This window comes from Amycolatopsis thermoflava N1165 (assembly GCF_000473265.1).
GTDB classification, from domain to species: domain Bacteria; phylum Actinomycetota; class Actinomycetes; order Mycobacteriales; family Pseudonocardiaceae; genus Amycolatopsis_E; species Amycolatopsis_E thermoflava.
Window position 1 is genome coordinate 5,621,964 of sequence record NZ_KI421511.1, and the last position, 16,602, is coordinate 5,638,565.

General features: G+C 70.6%; 13 protein-coding genes. 3 read left to right on the plus strand and 10 right to left on the minus strand.

Annotation, left to right across the window (positions count from 1 at the left end; genetic code table 11):
* Positions 1–40: 40 nt before the first annotated feature.
* A complete protein-coding gene (locus AMYTH_RS0127710; protein WP_026153696.1) occupies positions 41–523 on the plus strand; it encodes a GtrA family protein in 483 nt (160 codons plus the stop codon).
* A 67-nt stretch (positions 524–590) separates the two neighbouring features.
* Positions 591–2,531, plus strand: a complete 1,941-nt coding sequence (locus tag AMYTH_RS0127715; protein ID WP_027932992.1) for a glycosyltransferase — start codon at positions 591–593, stop codon at positions 2,529–2,531.
* Positions 2,532–3,529: 998 nt separating this feature from the next.
* On the opposite strand, the gene AMYTH_RS0127720 is transcribed toward AMYTH_RS0127715, so the two are convergent.
* The 8 genes from AMYTH_RS0127720 to AMYTH_RS0127755 form a co-directional block, all read right to left on the minus strand.
* Entirely contained in the window at positions 3,530–3,772 is a 243-nt protein-coding gene (locus tag AMYTH_RS0127720) for a hypothetical protein (RefSeq protein ID WP_027932993.1), read from the minus strand.
* A 209-nt stretch (positions 3,773–3,981) separates the two neighbouring features.
* Positions 3,982–6,105, minus strand: coding sequence for a hypothetical protein (locus tag AMYTH_RS0127725; RefSeq protein WP_027932994.1), 2,124 nt, complete (start codon positions 6,103–6,105; stop codon positions 3,982–3,984).
* 36 nt (positions 6,106–6,141) lie between these two features.
* The gene (locus tag AMYTH_RS0127730) at positions 6,142–6,921 is read right to left on the minus strand and encodes a hypothetical protein (protein WP_027932995.1); all 780 of its coding nucleotides are present in this window, start codon (positions 6,919–6,921) and stop codon (positions 6,142–6,144) included.
* A gap of 68 nt (positions 6,922–6,989) precedes the next feature.
* Positions 6,990–8,948, minus strand: coding sequence for an arabinofuranosyltransferase (locus AMYTH_RS0127735; protein ID WP_027932996.1), 1,959 nt, complete (start codon positions 8,946–8,948; stop codon positions 6,990–6,992).
* Positions 8,945–9,922, minus strand: a complete 978-nt coding sequence (locus tag AMYTH_RS0127740; RefSeq protein WP_027932997.1) for a decaprenyl-phosphate phosphoribosyltransferase — start codon at positions 9,920–9,922, stop codon at positions 8,945–8,947. The genes AMYTH_RS0127735 and AMYTH_RS0127740 overlap by 4 nt, the downstream gene beginning before the upstream one ends.
* A gap of 49 nt (positions 9,923–9,971) precedes the next feature.
* Positions 9,972–10,493: a phosphatase PAP2 family protein gene (locus AMYTH_RS0127745; RefSeq protein ID WP_017986196.1), complete on the minus strand. Its 522-nt coding sequence runs from the start codon at positions 10,491–10,493 to the stop codon at positions 9,972–9,974.
* The gene (gene glf / locus AMYTH_RS0127750) at positions 10,486–11,709 is read right to left on the minus strand and encodes a UDP-galactopyranose mutase (protein WP_020416449.1); all 1,224 of its coding nucleotides are present in this window, start codon (positions 11,707–11,709) and stop codon (positions 10,486–10,488) included. The genes AMYTH_RS0127745 and glf overlap by 8 nt, the downstream gene beginning before the upstream one ends.
* Positions 11,710–11,757: 48 nt before the next feature.
* The gene (locus AMYTH_RS0127755) at positions 11,758–12,642 is read right to left on the minus strand and encodes an LLM class flavin-dependent oxidoreductase (RefSeq protein WP_027932998.1); all 885 of its coding nucleotides are present in this window, start codon (positions 12,640–12,642) and stop codon (positions 11,758–11,760) included.
* A 63-nt stretch (positions 12,643–12,705) separates the two neighbouring features.
* Between AMYTH_RS0127755 and AMYTH_RS0127760 the strand changes: the two genes are divergently transcribed.
* The gene (locus AMYTH_RS0127760) at positions 12,706–13,521 is read left to right on the plus strand and encodes an HAD family hydrolase (RefSeq protein WP_017986193.1); all 816 of its coding nucleotides are present in this window, start codon (positions 12,706–12,708) and stop codon (positions 13,519–13,521) included.
* Here AMYTH_RS0127760 and AMYTH_RS0127765 read toward each other — a convergent pair.
* The gene (locus AMYTH_RS0127765; protein ID WP_027932999.1) at positions 13,518–14,855 is read right to left on the minus strand and encodes an ArnT family glycosyltransferase; all 1,338 of its coding nucleotides are present in this window, start codon (positions 14,853–14,855) and stop codon (positions 13,518–13,520) included. The two genes, AMYTH_RS0127760 and AMYTH_RS0127765, sit on opposite strands and share 4 nt — an antisense overlap.
* Positions 14,856–15,202: 347 nt before the next feature.
* A complete protein-coding gene (locus tag AMYTH_RS0127770) occupies positions 15,203–16,600 on the minus strand; it encodes an AMP-binding protein (protein WP_027933000.1) in 1,398 nt (465 codons plus the stop codon).
* Positions 16,601–16,602: the final 2 nt, after the last annotated feature.

A 16,602-nucleotide genomic window follows, 5' to 3' on the forward strand; every position in this document is an offset into this window, starting at 1 on the left:
TTTTCCGGTCCTGGAAATCGCACGCTGGCGAGGTAGTGCAGTGGTGTCTACGGAACCGCAGGAGCAGGCAGTGACGGCGAAGGCGAGCCCGGGCCTGCTCGGCCAGTTGGTGCGATTCGCGCTGATCGGCGGATTTTGCGCGTTGCTCGATCTCGGTACCTACACGGTGCTACGAGCGATCGGACTTGATTACGCTCCGTGGGACACGGTGGCGCGCGCGATCAGTTTCATCGTCGGCACCACGACCGCCTTTTTCCTTAACCGGAAGTTCACGTTCTCCGGTGGCCGCAAAGACGGCAAGGGGCAGATCGGCGGCTTCGTCCTGCTGTACGGCGTCACTTTTTTCGTGGCCGTCGGCGTGAACGCGCTGATGTTGCACGTGCTCGGCGAGTTCGCGTTCAAGCCGACCGTCGCGTGGGTGATCTCGCAGGGCACCGCGACCGCGATCAACTTCGTGATGCTCAAGTGGGTTGTCTTCCGCGAACAAGGTGTGACCGATGTTTCGCCGGAGTCCGGCTCGTGATTCCTTCACAGGTGACCCGTGTAACTTGGCTGGCGCTAGTCGGATTCCCCTGGAGGACTGAGAACTGATGGCCGGCAAGACTGCCGCGGGACAGCCTGCCCCCGCGAAGGCGAAGACCAACGGAGCCCAGGCGAAAGAGGACCAGACCACGTTCGCCGAACACGTTCCCCACGGCCGCCTGACCGCGCAGCGCGGGCTGTACGCCGGGCCGTCGCCCATCGTTTCGAAGGACCTCTACTCCGAGGTGCTCGAGGGTGTCGTGAACCGCGGCCGCGACGGCGTGACGCTGGAGCCGTCGGCGCGTGTGTCCGGTAACACCTACTTCGGCCGGTTCCCGGCCAGCTACTGGCAGCGCTGGACGAAGGTACGCCAGGTCCGGGTCGAGGCGGTCGTGAGCGGGGCAGGCCAGCTCGCGGTGCGCGCGTCCGACGTCGAGGGCGAGCCGCGCACGATCGAGGCGCGCGAGGTCGAAGGCGCCGACGGGGCGGCCGTGGCGTTCGACGTCAAGATCGACAAGTTCTACGACGGCGGCGCGCTGTGGCTGGACCTGGAGACCCAGGCCGGGCAGCGGCTGACCGTGGAGCGGGTGCGGTGGACCGTCGAGCCGCCGGAGAAGATCCGGCCGACCGCGGTGACCATCTGCACGATGAACCGCGCCGACGACTGCCTGAAGAACCTGCAGGCGCTGGCCGGTGACCTCCAGTCGCTGGACACCCTGGACGCCATCTACGTCGCCGACCAGGGCACCGACCGGGTCGACTCGCGCGAGGGGTTCGCGCAGGTCGCGGCCGACCTCGGCGACAAGCTGAAGTACATCACCCAGCCGAACCTGGGTGGTGCGGGCGGGTTCACCCGCGGCCTGTACGAGGTGGCCGGGCACACCGAGACCGAGCACGCGAACGTGCTGTTCATGGACGACGACGTGCTGCTCGAGCCGGACCTGGTCGTGCGGATGACGGCGTTTTCGAACATGGCCGCGAACCCGGTCATCGTCGGCGGGCAGATGCTGAACCTGCTGCACCCGCACCAGCTGCACGTGGGTGCCGAGTACGCGCGGCTGGAGAAGCTGGAGCCGGGGGTGCCGGTCGAGCACAGCCTGCACACGGCCGACCTGCTGGGCGTCGACGAGGAGACCGGCGAGCCGAACCGCCAGGAGAAGCGGCTCGACGCCGGCTACAACGGCTGGTGGTCGTGCCTGATCCCGTACGAGGTGGTCAAGGCCATCGGGTACCCGATGCCGTTCTTCTTCCAGTGGGACGACGCCGAGTACAGCTACCGGGCGCGGGCGCACGGCTTCCCGACGGTCACGCTGCCCGGCGCGGGTGTCTGGCACGCCGACTTCCACTGGAAGGACTGGGACGAGTGGCACCGGTACTTCAACCTGCGCAACTCGATCATCACCGCGGCGCTGCACAGTGACTTCAACCTGAACGTGGTGTGCCGGACGCTGATGGCCCAGGTGGTCCGGTACCTGCTCGGGATGCAGTACGGGTTGACGCACACGCTGATCAAGGCGGTCGAGGACTTCCTGGAGGGCCCGTCGATCCTGGAGGACGGCGGTGTCGCCGCGATGCAGGAAATTCGAGCCATCCGGGCCCAGTACCCGGAGACGAAGCGTCACGACGCCACCGAGGTGCCCGGCATCGCGTCCAACGACATCGGGATCATCAACGCCGCGCCGCGCCCCGCGCTGCAGCGGCTGATCCTGGTGAAGCGGGTCTTCGACCGGCTGCGCGGCCGGTCCCGCTTCGCGCTGGGCGCCGTGCCGAACGACGAGGCCCACTGGTGGCACGTGGCGCTCTTCGACACGGCCGTGGTGACCGACGCGTCCCAGGAGGGCGTGCGGGTGCGCAAGTACGACCGGGAACGCATGTTCGAACTGGGCAAGCGCGCGATGAAGACCCTGAACCGGCTGCGCAAGGAGGGGCACGCGGTGCAGGCGCAGTACAAGCGAGCCCTGCCGCAGCTCACGAGCCGCGAGAACTGGAAGCGGTTGTACCGGCTCTGAGGTTCTTTTCGGTTTGGCCGGCCCTGCTGCTTTGCGGCAGGGCCGGTTTTGTTTTCTTGGGGTGTTCGTGGGTGGGGTTGGTGGTGGGGCGGGGTTCTCGTCGGCCCGGTTTGGCTCCTCGCGGCGCGGCTGGGCTTCTCGTGGGGTGTGGTTGGGCTTCTCGTGGGGTGTGGCTGGGCTTCTCGTGGCACGTGGCTGGGCTTCTCGCGGCGCGCGGCTCGGCTTCTCGCGGCGCGCGGCTGAGCTTCTCGCGGCGCGTGGCTGGCCCTCTCATGGCTCGGCCTCTCGTGGCGCGGCTGGGCTTCTCGGGGGCGCGGTTGGGCCTCTCGTGGCGCGCGGCTGGGCCTCTCCTGGCGCGTGGCTAGGCCTCTCCTGGCGCGCGGCTCGGCTTCTCGTGGCGCGCGGCTGGGCCTCTCATGGGCGGTCGCGGGGTAGGGCCTCGCCTGGGGCGGGTTGGGCCTCGCCTGGGGCGCGGCCGGGCCTCTCGTCGAGCGCCGCGGGCCCTCTCGCAGCGCCTTCGCTGAGCCGTTCACGCCGACGTGACTGGCCCACTCATGCCACCGCCATCGACGGCGGGGGCGCGCCGCTGGGCCGCCGCTGGCCCGCTCACGCCGGGACGACCGGCCCCTCCTGGCGCGGCCACCACAGCCTCACTCGTGCCAGCGCGAACGGCCCTCCTGAAGCACCACCAGTGGGCCACTCGTGCCGACACGACTGAACCTCTCGCGCGGCCACCGCCGGGCCCCTCGTGGGTGCACGTGGGGTCCCTTCGTGGCACCGCCGCTGGCCCAACCATGCTGGCGCGAGCAGCCGCCTCGTGCGGCCGCGGCTGACGCGCTCGTGCCGCCGCCGCTAAACCCCTCGTGCCACCGCCGCTGGGCCACTCGTACCGCTGCCGCTGGCCCGCTCGTGCAGGTGCGGCTGGCACCCACGTGGCACCGCCAACTGGCCAACCATGCAGCCGCGGCTGAGCGCACCTGCCGCGGCGCGTGGGCGGCTCAGCGCAGGCCGAAGACCTTGTTCTTCCGCTGCAGGTCGTCGATGTACGCGACGGCCACCCGGCTGAAGTTCACGCTCACCTTCGCTCCCTCCTTGGTCTTCACCGTCTGCACCGAGCCGTGCTCGAGCAGCAGGTGCAGCTCCTTTTCCAGCTCCTCGACGTCCTCCGGCGGCAGCGCGAACATCAGCGGCTCGCCGCCGGTGGCCAGGTGCAGGACCAGTGCGGGCTTCTCGTCACTCATGCGTCCAGCACACCAGCCGCCGATCTTGTCCGGCAACCAAGTTCGCGCACAGCAGAGGACCCGGGCGCGGCTCGGCCAGTCACGCGGCCGTTGCGGCACCAGAGCCGCGCACAGCAGGGCGGAGGCGGCGCCAGAGCGGCCGGAGCGCAGCAGAGGCCGGTCACGCGCCGGTGGCGGCGCCACGCGCTCTGACAGCCGGGCAGCGTGGCCTACTGGCTCAGCCAGTAGCCGTACGAGGTGTAGTCCGGGTACGGGTTCAGCAGCGGGCGCGGCTGCTGGATCTCGACCTCCACCGATGGCGCCGTGACGAGCTCGGCCGGCACCGTGAAGCTGTACGTCGACCACGTCCCCTGCTGGGAATCGCGCGTCCACACGCCTGCCTCCACGCCGTTGACCAGCACCCGCATGTCGAAGACCGTTCCGTGCATCGCCGTGCGGGACGTCAGCGTCAGGGGGCGGCCGGGCACCAGGTTGTGCGCCATGAACTTCTCCCCGCCGACGATGGGGCGCGCGCTGTCGATCACGTCGCCCACCCGGCCCAGCGACGTCCACGGCTGCGTACCCACCTGGGCCAGCACCGGCTCGTACCCGTGCTCCCCCTCGCTGCGCAGGTCACCCACGTTCACGTAGTCCCGCAACTCACCAGGCACCGCCTGCTCGTCACCGCTCCCCGCCAGCGACCAGTCGGCCTCGTACACGTTCAGCCACCGGAACGGGACGATCATCCGCCCACCCAGATCCGGCTGCGCCTGCACCTCGAAACTCATCTCCGACGGCGTCCGCAACACCCCGACGTCCTTCAGCGGCTCCATCGACGGCCCCGGCCACGGGTCGTACACCGCGAAGTACCCCGGCCGCTCCGCCGCGGGCAGGTGCTTCAGCGCCTCGTACAACGAACCCGTGCCGTTGTTCGCCGGCGCCGCGAAACCGTTGGTGCCCAAGCCGATCAGGTCCAGCACCCGGTGCCCGCCGAAGTACGCGACCGCGCCGACGTCCTTCACCGCCACCACCGAACCCGGCGGCAGGTTCCCCCGCACCCACTGCGCCACCGACACGTCCGTGTCGCGAATGGCCGCCGTCGCCCGGCCGAACCGCACCGACCAGCTCGGCAGCGTCGCCAGCGACAACACCAGCACCACCACCAGAGCGCCGTGCAACGAGATCCGCCGCGCCCGCTCCCGCGCCGCGATCCGGCTCAGCCCGTACACGCCGATCACCACGAACAGGATGAACACCGGCATGAACGGCTGCACGTACCGCAGCTCGTGCACCAGCGCGGTGTTCAAAGTGGACACCGAAACCAGGATCAGCAGCAACCCGGCCGCCAGCGCGTACAGCATCGGCCGCCACGTCGGCCGCGTCAGGAACACGTAGACCATCCCCGCCGCGAACACCAGCAACGCGCCCGGGAACGCGTAGTCCTGCCCGTCGAAACCCAGGAAGATGCTCACGAACGCCCGCGCGTTCGCCATCGTGCGGTCCGCGAACTCGCTCAGCCAGAACACCGGCCGATCGTGCAGGAACGACTTCGACTGGATGCCGTTCGCCGACGCCGTTCCCGTCGCGATCTTGTAGAACAGCAACTGGGCCACGCCGACCGCGATCGGCAGCAGTGTCCACAGTGCTCGCAGCACCGTCCGCCGCGGACGGGTCATGTGCCGGTGCGCCCACACCGTCCACAACGCCGCGAACGCGAGCGTCACCGCCAGGATCAGGCCCTCGGTCCGCACCAGCGCCAGCAGACCGCCCAGGACCGGCGTCCACCGGAACCGCGCCCACGGCTGCTCGGTCACGAACGCCAGCAGCGTCGCGACCACCAGCAGCATGACCAGGCCGACCTCCATGCCACTGGCCGAACCCCACGCCAGCGGCCCGCTCAACGCGACCAGGACACCCGACCACACACCGACCGAACGCGACACCAGTTTCGTGCCCAGCACCGTGACCAGCCCGGTCGCCAGCGCGAAGCACAGGATGCCGAACCCCATCGCGAAGACCAGGAAGAACGTGCCGTGGAACCCCACCAGGTACGCCGCACCCAGCACCAGGGCGTACAATAGGCTGCTCGCCCCGGCGCTGATCTCGTCACCGGTGTTGAACTGGAAGAAGTGCCCCAGTCCCAGCTGCCGCCCGTACTGCAGGTGGATGTAGACGTCGTCGAGCGGCGCGATCAGCTTGCCCTGGTTCCACGCCATGCCACTGGCCACGAACACCACGCCGACCAGTGCGGCCAGCGTCCCGGTGAGCCAGAACGCCGGATCTCCGGGCAGCGCGCGGCGCGGCCGGCGAGCGGTGCGGTCGACCTCGTCTGAAACGTCCAGAACCTGTGTCACTTCACGCACACGCCCGGGCCTGGTTCCGTGGTTGCCTCATCGGGCCAGGCTATCCCTCGACTCACGCCACTGGTCGAACAGCAGGTCCCGGTGGACCTCGTGGTAGCGCGCCAGATCGAAGATGTGCACCGTCTTGGACCAGCGGCCGTCCGCATCCGGACGGAACCCGTCGGCCTCGGCGCGCTCGAAATCGCTGCCCAGGTAGTGCACCCCGACCGAACCGTCCAAAGTGATCCCCGCTACCTCGCACGACGAACCGAGGTACTCCGCGCGCGTGCTCACCTCGGCGACCCGGCCGCCTTCGGTCTCCAGCACACCGGACCGCGGGCGGCCGCTGACCACCGCGGCCTGGCCGTTGGGCCAGCCGCCGTGCGGCGTGATGCCCTCGACCGGCCGCGCGAACCGCGCCGCCCGCCACCGCGTGAACAACAGGTCGTTCTGCCGTTCCGCGTAGTCACGCAGATCCCGCATGTCGACGGTCTTGTAGTACTCGTAGGAGTTCTCCTGGACGAAACCGTTGATGGTGGCCCACTCGTGGTCCCATTCGGCTTCCAGCACGCGTGCGGTGCCGTTGTCGTACGCCGCGTCGACCATCACGCGGTGGTCCCGGTAGGTGGCGTAGACCTGCACCGAGAAAACGCGTTCACACATCTCCACCGGAACCGGGCCGGCGAGTTCCTGGCGCGGGAACGGCGCCGGCCGCGCGTCCCGCACCTGCGGGAAGTGCACGTAGTTGTCGCCCACCGCATACGAAACCCGGTGCGCGACGCCGTCCACGACGGCGATCGTGCCGGTGCGGTACAGGGGGTAGGTCACGCCGGTGCCCCCTCTGCGTTTCCGATCAACGAGTGTTGTGCGAAGCAGTTTACGAGAAACTCACACATTCAGCTAATCGGTGGTGCCGACGAGTCCACGATCACCGTGAACGGACCGACGTCGCGCCGCTCGAACTCCGGTGCCGAGAACAGTTCCGGCGCGAATCCGACCTCGTCGACCCGGATCGGCACGGCACGCGGGAACGTGTCGGACACGACCGGCGCCAGCAGTTTCCCGTCGTCGGCGCGCCGCAGCACGAAGACGTTGGGCGCCTCGTGCGGGTTCGACCGCAGCCGCGCGAGGAGGTCGGCCGAGTCCCGGGCGGTCGCCCAGGACCGGATCTCGTCGTTGCGCTGCGTATAGCCGGCCAGCGGGTTCGCGTAGTGCGGCGTGGTCTGCTGGAAACCCCAGTACGGCTCGAACGACAACAGCCGGTCGTGCGCCGAGAACACGATGTTGCCGGTCGGCGGCCGCCCGGTCAGCTCGGCGATCGTGCTGATCAGCTGCGGTGTCCAGTATCCGTCCTGCTCCGGGTCGTGCCCGAAGCTCGCGGTCCAGCCGTCCGGGTAGTAGTCGGACTCGGCGGTGTCCACCGAATCCTTCATGGTCGTGCCCACGATCGTCTGGGACACCGACACCGCGCCGAGCACGGCCAGCGCGAACGCGACCGTCCGCACCGGGCGGACCCGGCCGATCAGCCGCGGCAGCACCCGCACCAGCTCGACGAGCGCGAACACGCCGGCGACCGCGAGCACCACGTCGACGGTCACGATGAACCGGAACGACAGCAGCGTGGTGCGGACCAGCAGCGCGAGGTTCGACAAGGCGAACCAGGCGTACACCAGCGCGGCCAGCACCAGCATCACCAGCGCGACCGGGTCGCGTCGGGCGCGCAGCACCAGCCACACGAGCCCGGCCAGGCACAGCACGCCGAACGCGTTCGCCGAGGTGAACGGCATCGGGAAGTAGGCGCTGATCTCGGGCAGGAAGTGCGCGGCGACGTTGGGCTTGCCCAGCCCGCCGGCCAGGATGAACGGGCCCCACGTGATCAGGGCCAGCACCGCGGTGACCACGCCGATGACCACCAGGCGCAACAGCAACCGCCGCACCACGGGCCACGGCTGCTGCCCGGCGCGGACGTCCAGCGCGAGCGCGACCAGCGCCAGCACCACCACGGCGGCCACGCCGTACGCGACGTGCAGCGTGTAGGTGACCGCGGAGAAGCCCAGGTAGACGCCGATCAGCAGCAGCGTCCAGGCCGGCACCCGCTCACGCGAGCGCAGCGCGTGCCAGGCCAGCAGCATGACCGGCGGCAGCCAGGCGGTGGTCGGCCACGCGTACGGCTCCTCGGGCGCGAGGGCGACGAACCCGGCCAGCACCGTGGCGACCGAGGCCAGCAGCGCCATCCGGCGCCGCACGACCAGGCTCCACAACACGAACGCGACCACCCCGGACACCGCGGCCCAGGTGATCGAATACGGCTTGTAGGCGGCCCAGCCCTCCAGGCCCAGCAGGTTCGCGAACCGGCCGCCCAGCCAGAACCAGCCGCCCGGGTAGTAGGCGGCCAGCCCGTGGTAGTTCACGTCGGCCAGCCCGGCCGTCTCGGTCAGGCGCTCCAGGTATTGCAGGCGGAACGTGTTGTCCACGCTGGAGCCGCCGAGGAAGAACCGGGTGCCCTGCAGCGGGATCGCCAGCAGCAGGGTGGACAGCGCGGTCAGCGCCGCCCAGCTGCCGCCGAGGCGCACCCACAGCGGCCAGCGGGCCGCGCCGCTGTAGGCCAGCGACCCGAACAACCCGACGACGATCACCGCGACGGCCAGGTTGACCAGCGCGTCCGGCACGTACGTGCCCGGGTCGACGCCCAGCTTGTTCGAGCCGAACTGCAGGACCAGGCTGAACACGACCGCCGCGACCGTGCCCAGCACGAGCTCGGCCAGCGTCCGGCCGGGTCCGAGGCGGGTCAGCGCGGGGCGCGGAGCGGGTTCGGTCGACGTGCCGCCGCCGGGCCGGGCCAAGGTGGTCGTCACAGGTAGAAGGTGATCCCGAGGGTGGCGACCCACAGCACGCCGAGGACCTGCAGGATCCGGTCCTTGAGCACGATCTCGTCGGGCGCGCCCGCGGTGCCGCCGTCCACGTCGACCGCGTAGCGCAGCACGGCGATCACGAACGGCACCATCGAGATGACCGGCCACACCGACTGGTCGGCGCCCTCACGCAGCTCGAACGCCCACAGCGAGTACGACATGATCAGGATCGCCGCCGCGGTCGCCCACACGAAGCGCAGGTAGCTGGCCGAGTACTTCTTCAGCGACGAGCGGATCTTCGCCCCGGTGCGCTCGAAGAGCATGATCTCGGCGTAGCGCTTGCCCGCCACCATGAACAGCGAACCGAACGCCGTGACCAGCAGGAACCACTGCGACAGCGCGATGCCGGCGGCGACACCACCCGCGATCGAGCGCATCAGGAAGCCGGACCCGACGATCGCCAGGTCGATCACCGGCTGGTGCTTGAGGCCGAAGCAGTAGCCCAGCTGGACCGCCTCGTAGACCCCCAGAACGATGGCCAGTTCCGGGCTCGCCAGGAACGACAGCCCCAGGCCGACGCCGAAGAACAGCACCGCGGCCGCGTACGCGACCGGCACCGGCACGATCCCGGCCGCGATCGGCCGGTTCCGCTTGGTCGGGTGCGCCTTGTCGGCCTCCACGTCGACCGCGTCGTTGATCAGGTACACCGACGACGCGACCAGGCTGAACGCCACGAACGCGATGACCGCGTCCAGCAGCACCGAACCGTTGGTGATCTGGGCCGCGGTGAACGGCGCGACGAAGACCAGGACGTTCTTCGCCCACTGCTTCGGCCGCGCGGTCTTGGCGACGCCGAGGACCATGCCCACCGGGCCGCGCTTGGCCGCCGGAGCCGGTTCGGTCGCCGTCTCGGCCGACTCCGCCGTCTCCGCCGACTGCGCGGTCTTCGCCTCGGCCGTTTCGCTGGTTTCGTCCACGATCTCGGCTTCCGCGGCGTTGTTCACTGATTTGGTCACGGGTGGTTCCCTACCCCTTTTTGCGGATTTTCCTGCGCAGCAGACCTCCGACCACACCGCCGAGCGCGGCGCCGGCGAGCACATCGGTCGGGTAGTGCACCCCCAACACGAGCCGGGACGCCAACATCGGCGGGACGAGCGCGGGAACCAGGTTACGCCCGGTCAATCCCGAGTAGAGCACCGCCGCCGCCGTAGTGGACGTGGCGTGCGAGGACGGGAAGCTCAGCCGGCTCGGCGTGCCGACCAGGACCTCGACGCTCGGGTCCTGCGGGCGGGGCCGCCGGACCACCCGTTTCACGGCGATCGACGCGCCGTGCGCGCCGACCACGCCCGCGGCCGCGACCAGCCAGTCCTTGCGGCGCTTGCGGTCCACCGCGGCGCCGACGAGACCGGCGGCGAACCACCCGATCGCGTGCTCACCGAAGTGGGACAGGCCGCGGGCGGCCTTCACGGTGGCCGGGCGCTTCAGGGCGCCCTGGACCTTGGAGAGCACCTCGATCTCGGCGGCGCGCTCCGGCTTCTTCTCAAGCATCGATGCTCCCGTCCAGGGGGGCGCCCTCGGTCAGGTGCGGGGCGATCTTGTTGTCGAAGACCGACAGCGCCGAACCGATGGCCATGTGCATGTCCAGGTACTTGTAGGTGCCGAGGCGGCCGCCGAAGAGCACGTTGCGCTCGCGCGCCTCGGCCTTCGCCAGCTCCCGGTACCGCTCCAGCTTCGCCCGGTCGTCCGGGGTGTTGATCGGGTAGTACGGCTCGTCGTCGTCGTTCGCGAAACGCGAGTACTCGCGGACGATGACCGTCTTGTCCTTCGGGTAGTCCCGCTCCGGGTGGAAGTGGCGGAACTCGTGGATCCGGGTGAACGGGACGTCCTCGTCGTTGTAGTTCATGACGGACGTGCCCTGGTAGTCGCCGGTCGGGACGACTTCCTGCTCGAAGTCGAGCGTGCGCCAGCCCAGGCGGCCCTCGGAGTAGCCGAAGTAGAGGTCCAGCGGGCCGGTGTAAACGGTCGGCGTGCCGGCCGGGATGCGGTCGCGGACGTCGAAGTAGTCGGTGTTCAGGCGGACCTCGATGAGCTCGTGGTCGGCCATCCGCTCCAGCCAGGCCGTGTAGCCGTCGACCGGCAGGCCCTCGTAGGTGTCGTTGAAGTACCGGTTGTCGAAGGTGTAGCGCACCGGCAGGCGGGTGATGTTGCCCGCCGGCAGCTCCTTCGGGTCGGTCTGCCACTGCTTGGCGGTGTAGCCGCGGAAGAACGCCTCGTACAGCGGGCGGCCGATGAGCGAGATGGCCTTCTCTTCGAAGTTCTGCGCGTCCGCGGTGTTGATCTCGCTGGCCTGCTCGGCGATCAGCGCGCGGGCCTCGTCCGGCGTGTGCGACTTGCCGAAGAACTGGTTGATCAGCGCCAGGTTCATCGGCAGCGGGTAGACCTGCCCCTTGTACTTGCCGAACACGCGGTGCTGGTAGTTCGTGAACTCGGTGAACTGGTTGACGTAGTCCCAGACCCGCTTGTTCGACGTGTGGAAGAGGTGCGCGCCGTAGCGGTGCACCTCGATGCCGGTCTCCGGCTCGGCCTCGGAGTAGGCGTTGCCCCCCAGGTGGGAACGCCGTTCCAGCACGAGCACGCGCTTGCCGAGCTGGCTGGCCGCGCGCTCGGCGACCGTCAGCCCGAAGAAGCCGGAGCCGACGACGACCAGGTCGTACCCGGCGAATTCGGCGTCGGTGACGTCAGTGTTGCTCGTGTGCTCGCTCACGGGAAGCGAGGGTACCGACGCTACTGAGGGCAATCGCACCCACATTCACTATTGCGCTTCGCGCAGGCCCGGGAGCACGTCGGCCACCACTTCTTCGAGCACGGCCTCCCGGCCGGCGTACGGGCCGGACGATCGCGGCCAGTGCACGACCACGTCGGTGAAGCCGAGGTCCGCGGCGCGGCCGGCCGCGTCGGTGAACGCCTGGGCGCTGACCAGGGAAAACACCGGGGAGGAGTCGAGGCTGAGGTACCGGTGGACCTCTTCGCCCGCCCGGCCGTTCTCGGCCAGCACCTGGTCGAAGCGCCGGGACAGCTCGGCGACGCCCTGCCACCACTCGTCGAGCGATTCGGCCCGCGGTCCGGTGGTCACCCAGCCGCCACCATAAGTTGCGGCAACTTTCATCGCGCGCGGCCCGTTGGCGGCGATCAAGAACGGAATTCGCGGCCGCTGCACGCAACCGGGCAGATTGCGCGCGCCGCGGGCTGTGTAATACGTGCCCTCGTAGTCGAACCCGTCGGTGATGAGCAGCCCGTCGAGCGCCTCGACGAACTCGGCGAACCGGTCCGACCGCCGGCGCGGGGTGAGCTCCTCGCCGCCCAGCACGCCGGCGTCGTAACCGAGGCCGCCCGCGCCGACACCCAGGATGAGGCGGCCGTCGGCCACATCGTCGAGGGTGATCAGCTCGCGCGTGAACGGCACCGGGTGGCGGAAGTTGGGCGAGGCGACGAACGTGCCGAGCCGGATGGTGGTGGTCACCATGGCCGCGGCGGTCAGCGTGGGCACCGCGGCGAACCACGGGCCGTCGACCAGCGAGCGCCAGCCCAGGTGGTCGTAGGTCCAGGCGTGGTCGAAGCCGTACTCCTCGGCAGCCCGCCACTTCGGCTCGGCCGCCCACCACCTGTCCTCGGGAAGAATCACGATGCCAACGCGCACCGGCCCACGCTATCGGTCAGCACCGACAATCCGTCGGCCCGCACCCCAAGGGACAATGGGGGTGTGGAGAAACCCCTGCTGATCGCGTCGGATGTGGACGGCACCCTGCTCGACCCCATGGAACGGATGTCCCCCCGCACCGCCGCCGTGCTGCGTCGGGCCACCGACGCGGGGATCCCGGTCGTGCTCGCCACCGGCCGCCCGCCGCGCTGGATCCCGTCCGTCGCGCAGGCCGGGGGCCTGACCGGTTACGCGGTGTGCGCGAACGGCGCCGTGCTGTACGACATCGGCGCGGACGAGGTGGTCGGGGTGCACGGCGCGCTGGAGCCGATGATGCTCAACGACGCCGTGCACGAGCTGACGAAGGCGCTGCCGGGCGCCGGGTTCGCCGCCGAACGGGTCGGCCGCCGCGCGCTCGACCCCGACGTCGAGCACCTGGTGGTCGAGCACGGCTACCACAACCCGTGGGGCGACGGCGAGGGCGTGCCGGTGTCCCGGGCCGAGATCGTCGGACGGCCCGCGGTGAAACTGCTGGTCAGCCACCCGGACATGACGTCGGACGAGATGGCGCGGGCGGCGCGCGCGGTGCTCGACGAGTCCGTGGACATCACGTTCTCCGCGAGCGGCGGGCTGATCGAGATCGCGGCGCACGGCATCACGAAGGCGACCGGGCTCGCCGAGGTGGCCGAGCGGTTCGGCGTGCCGGTCGAGCGAATCATCGCGTTCGGCGACATGCCCAACGACCTGGAGATGCTCAAGTGGGCCGGGCACGGCGTGGCGATGGCGAACGCGCACCCCGACGTGCTGGCGATCGCGGACGAGGTGACGAGCCCGAACAGCGAGGACGGCGTCGCGCAGGTCCTCGAGCGCTGGTTCTAGGGGCAGGGCACGTACGTCAGCCGTTGGTCGGCGGAGAGCTGGGACAGCAGGCGGGACTCGCTGTCGGCGCGCAGGTACAGCGTCAGCCAGCCCAGCCCGGCGCGCTGGAAGGTGGCGACCTCGTAGCGCTGCGCGTACTTCTCCGCGATCCCGCAGTCCTGCGCCGGTGAGTACCAGGCCAGCGGCGCGGCGAGCACCGGCAGGCCGAAGAGCGCGACCGGCGCGTACTCGTCCTCGGAAGCGGGCCCGGTGACGCCCGTGATCATCATCCGCGGGCCGGCGCGGTAGGCCAGCGCGGCGTTGCCGAAGGTGTCGATGTTCGAGCCGGACGGCAGGCGGTCACGCAGCCAGTGACCGATCTCCGTGGTCTGCGCCATCCGCTGGCGGTCGACGTGCACGACCTGCTGCGCGGCGAACGCGGCCGGCACGCTGACCGCGCACAGCACGAGCGCGACCACGGGCACGACGCGCCGCTCGGCCAGCCGCCGCCGGGGCCGCGGCGACGGGCGGTTGCTCGTTCTGCCGGACGCCACGGCCACGCCCACCGCGGCCAGTGCGCACAGCAGGAAGCCGTACGGCAGGTGGGACGACGCGGGCCAGCCGCTCCGGGGGTGCCCGTAGTAGGTCGCCTCCCAGGCCCACCACGGCACGAGGAACACCAGCGCGCCCAGCAGGTAGCCGGCGGGACCCCACCAGCTCGACCGGCGCCGCACCGCCGCCGTCAGCAGCCAGACCTCGCCGAGCAGCGCGAACACCACGCCGTCGGAGCGGGTCATCACGGCCAGCGCGGCGAGCACGCCGGCGACCACCGGGTGGCCGGTGACCAGGGCCAGGCACCCGGCCAGCACGAGCAGAACGAACAGCGGTGTCTCGGTGCCGGCCAGCCCGTGCGCGGCGAGCAGGCTGGCGCCCGCGGTGAGCAGCGCCGCGACGATCCCGGCGTTGTTCGTGAACCGCTTCGCCAGCAGGTACGCCACGACGACACAGCCGAGCGCGCACGCGACGCCCAGCACGACCGCGCCGGCGACGACGTCCGCACCGAACAACGCCCGCGGCAGCGTGACCAGCACCAGCCACAGGAAGTTCGGCAGGCCCTGGGTGCGCTCGCCGATCGTGTAGACGGCGCCGTAGCCCTCGGCCATGTTGCGGGCGTAGCGGAACGTGACGAACGCGTCGTCCGGCACCGTGGCCACGACGAGCTGCAGGACCAGGGCGAACACGAGAACGAGGAACAGGATCCAGCCCCGGCTCGCACGCTGCGTCGGGACGCGCGGCCACGCCGCGATCACCACCCCCGCCAGCGCCAGCCACGCGGCGACCAGGGCACCAGGCACCTCTCACCCTCCGTGACGCCGCTCCACCCTTGCCGTAGGTATCGCTCCCGGGGCCGGATTGTTTCGTCGCTGAGACATTTCGGGGGGTGCTGGGTGGGGTGGGCGTGGGCGGCCGCGGTGGTGGAAGGGGGTGCGGGGCCCGCTCGCGAGGCGAGCGCCTGCTCGGCCGATGCCGTGCCGGTGCAGGGCACGGCCCGCGCACGCGGATCGGGCCAGGCCGGCCGAAGCCGCATCGGCGCAGGCCCGGGGTAGTTGAGGCAGGCGAGCCCCCGCAGCAGCGGGGCCAGGCGGCGGGAGGCGGGGCAAGCGGGCGCAGGTCGAGGGTCGGCTGCCCGCCCCGCGCCCGATCAGACCTGGTCTTCCAGCGCCTGGTAGTCGATCTTGCCGCTGGCCAGCAGCGGGATCGTGTCGATCGGGCGGACGTCGAAGCCCGATGCGTGCAGGTGCAGCCGGTCGGAGAGCGCGTGTGACGCCGCCTTGCAGGTGTCGGCCTCGGCGCCCTCCGCGAAGAGCACCACCTTGTCGTCGGCCGCGACGGCGGCCACGATGTCGATCCCCAGGCCCGTCGCGCGCGTCGCGGCCTCCAGGTCGTCCAGGCTGATCCGGTTGCCGAAGACCTTGCCGATCCGCTTGAGCCGCCCGGTGACGAACAGGAAACCCTCCTCGTCGAGGTACCCGAGGTCGCCGGTGGGCAGCACGCCGCCGCATTCGTCGCCCAGCGCCAGCTCCTCCGCGCTCGAGGCGTAGCCCATCATCACGTTCGGCCCGCGGTAGACGATCTCGCCGGTGATCTTGGGGTGCGTGGTGTCGCCGCCGTCCGGGCGGCGGATCGCGAACTGCCCGCCGGGCAGCGCGGGCCCCACCGAGCCGATCTTCTCCGCCAGCCGCTCCGACGGCATGATCGCCATCCGCGGCGCCGCCTCGGTCTGGCCGTACATCACGAACATCCGCCCGCCCGCCGACCGCATCAACGTGTCGAACTCGGCGATCAGCTCCGGTCGCATCCGGCCGCCGGCCTGGGTGAGCGTGTGCACGCCCGGGTTCGCGGCCGGGTCGAACCGCAACCGCCGCAACATCTCGTAGTGGTAGGGCACCCCGGCGACCGACGTGCACTCGTGCGCGGCCACCGTGTCCCAGAACCCGCGGCCGAGGATGCCCTCCCGCTCGACCACCACCGTCGCGCCGCTGACCAGGTGCGAGTTGAGCACCGACAGGCCGTACGCGTAGTGCAGCGGCAGCGTGGTCGGCGCGACCTCGCGCTCGTCGATACCCAGCACGTCGGCGATCGCGTGCGCGTTGGTCAGGATCGCCTTGCGGGACAACCGCACCAGCTTCGGGTTGCCGGTCGAGCCGCTGGTCGGCAGCAACACGGCGAGGTCACCGTGCGGACGCACCCCGTCCGGGTCCAGGCGCAGCCACTTCCCCCCGGCGGCCCGGTACCCGGCCGGCGGCTCGGCGGCGGGCGCGTCGAGCACTGCCGACGGGCGGAACCGCTCGATCAGGCGGGCGAGCACCGGGACGTCGAGCGCCGGGTCGAACAGCGCCACCGCGCGCCCGGCCTGCACCGCCGCGACGTAGGTGAGCACCCCGCTCAGGTCGACGCCGGTGCGGGCGAACAGCACGCCGTCCGGCAGGGCCGCGAGCTCGTCGGCCCGCCGTTCGACCTCGGTGATCAGCGCCGGGCCGTCGAGGACGGCGCCGGTTTCGGCGTCGACGATCCGGGCGCCGGGAGCCAGCAGGGTCACCG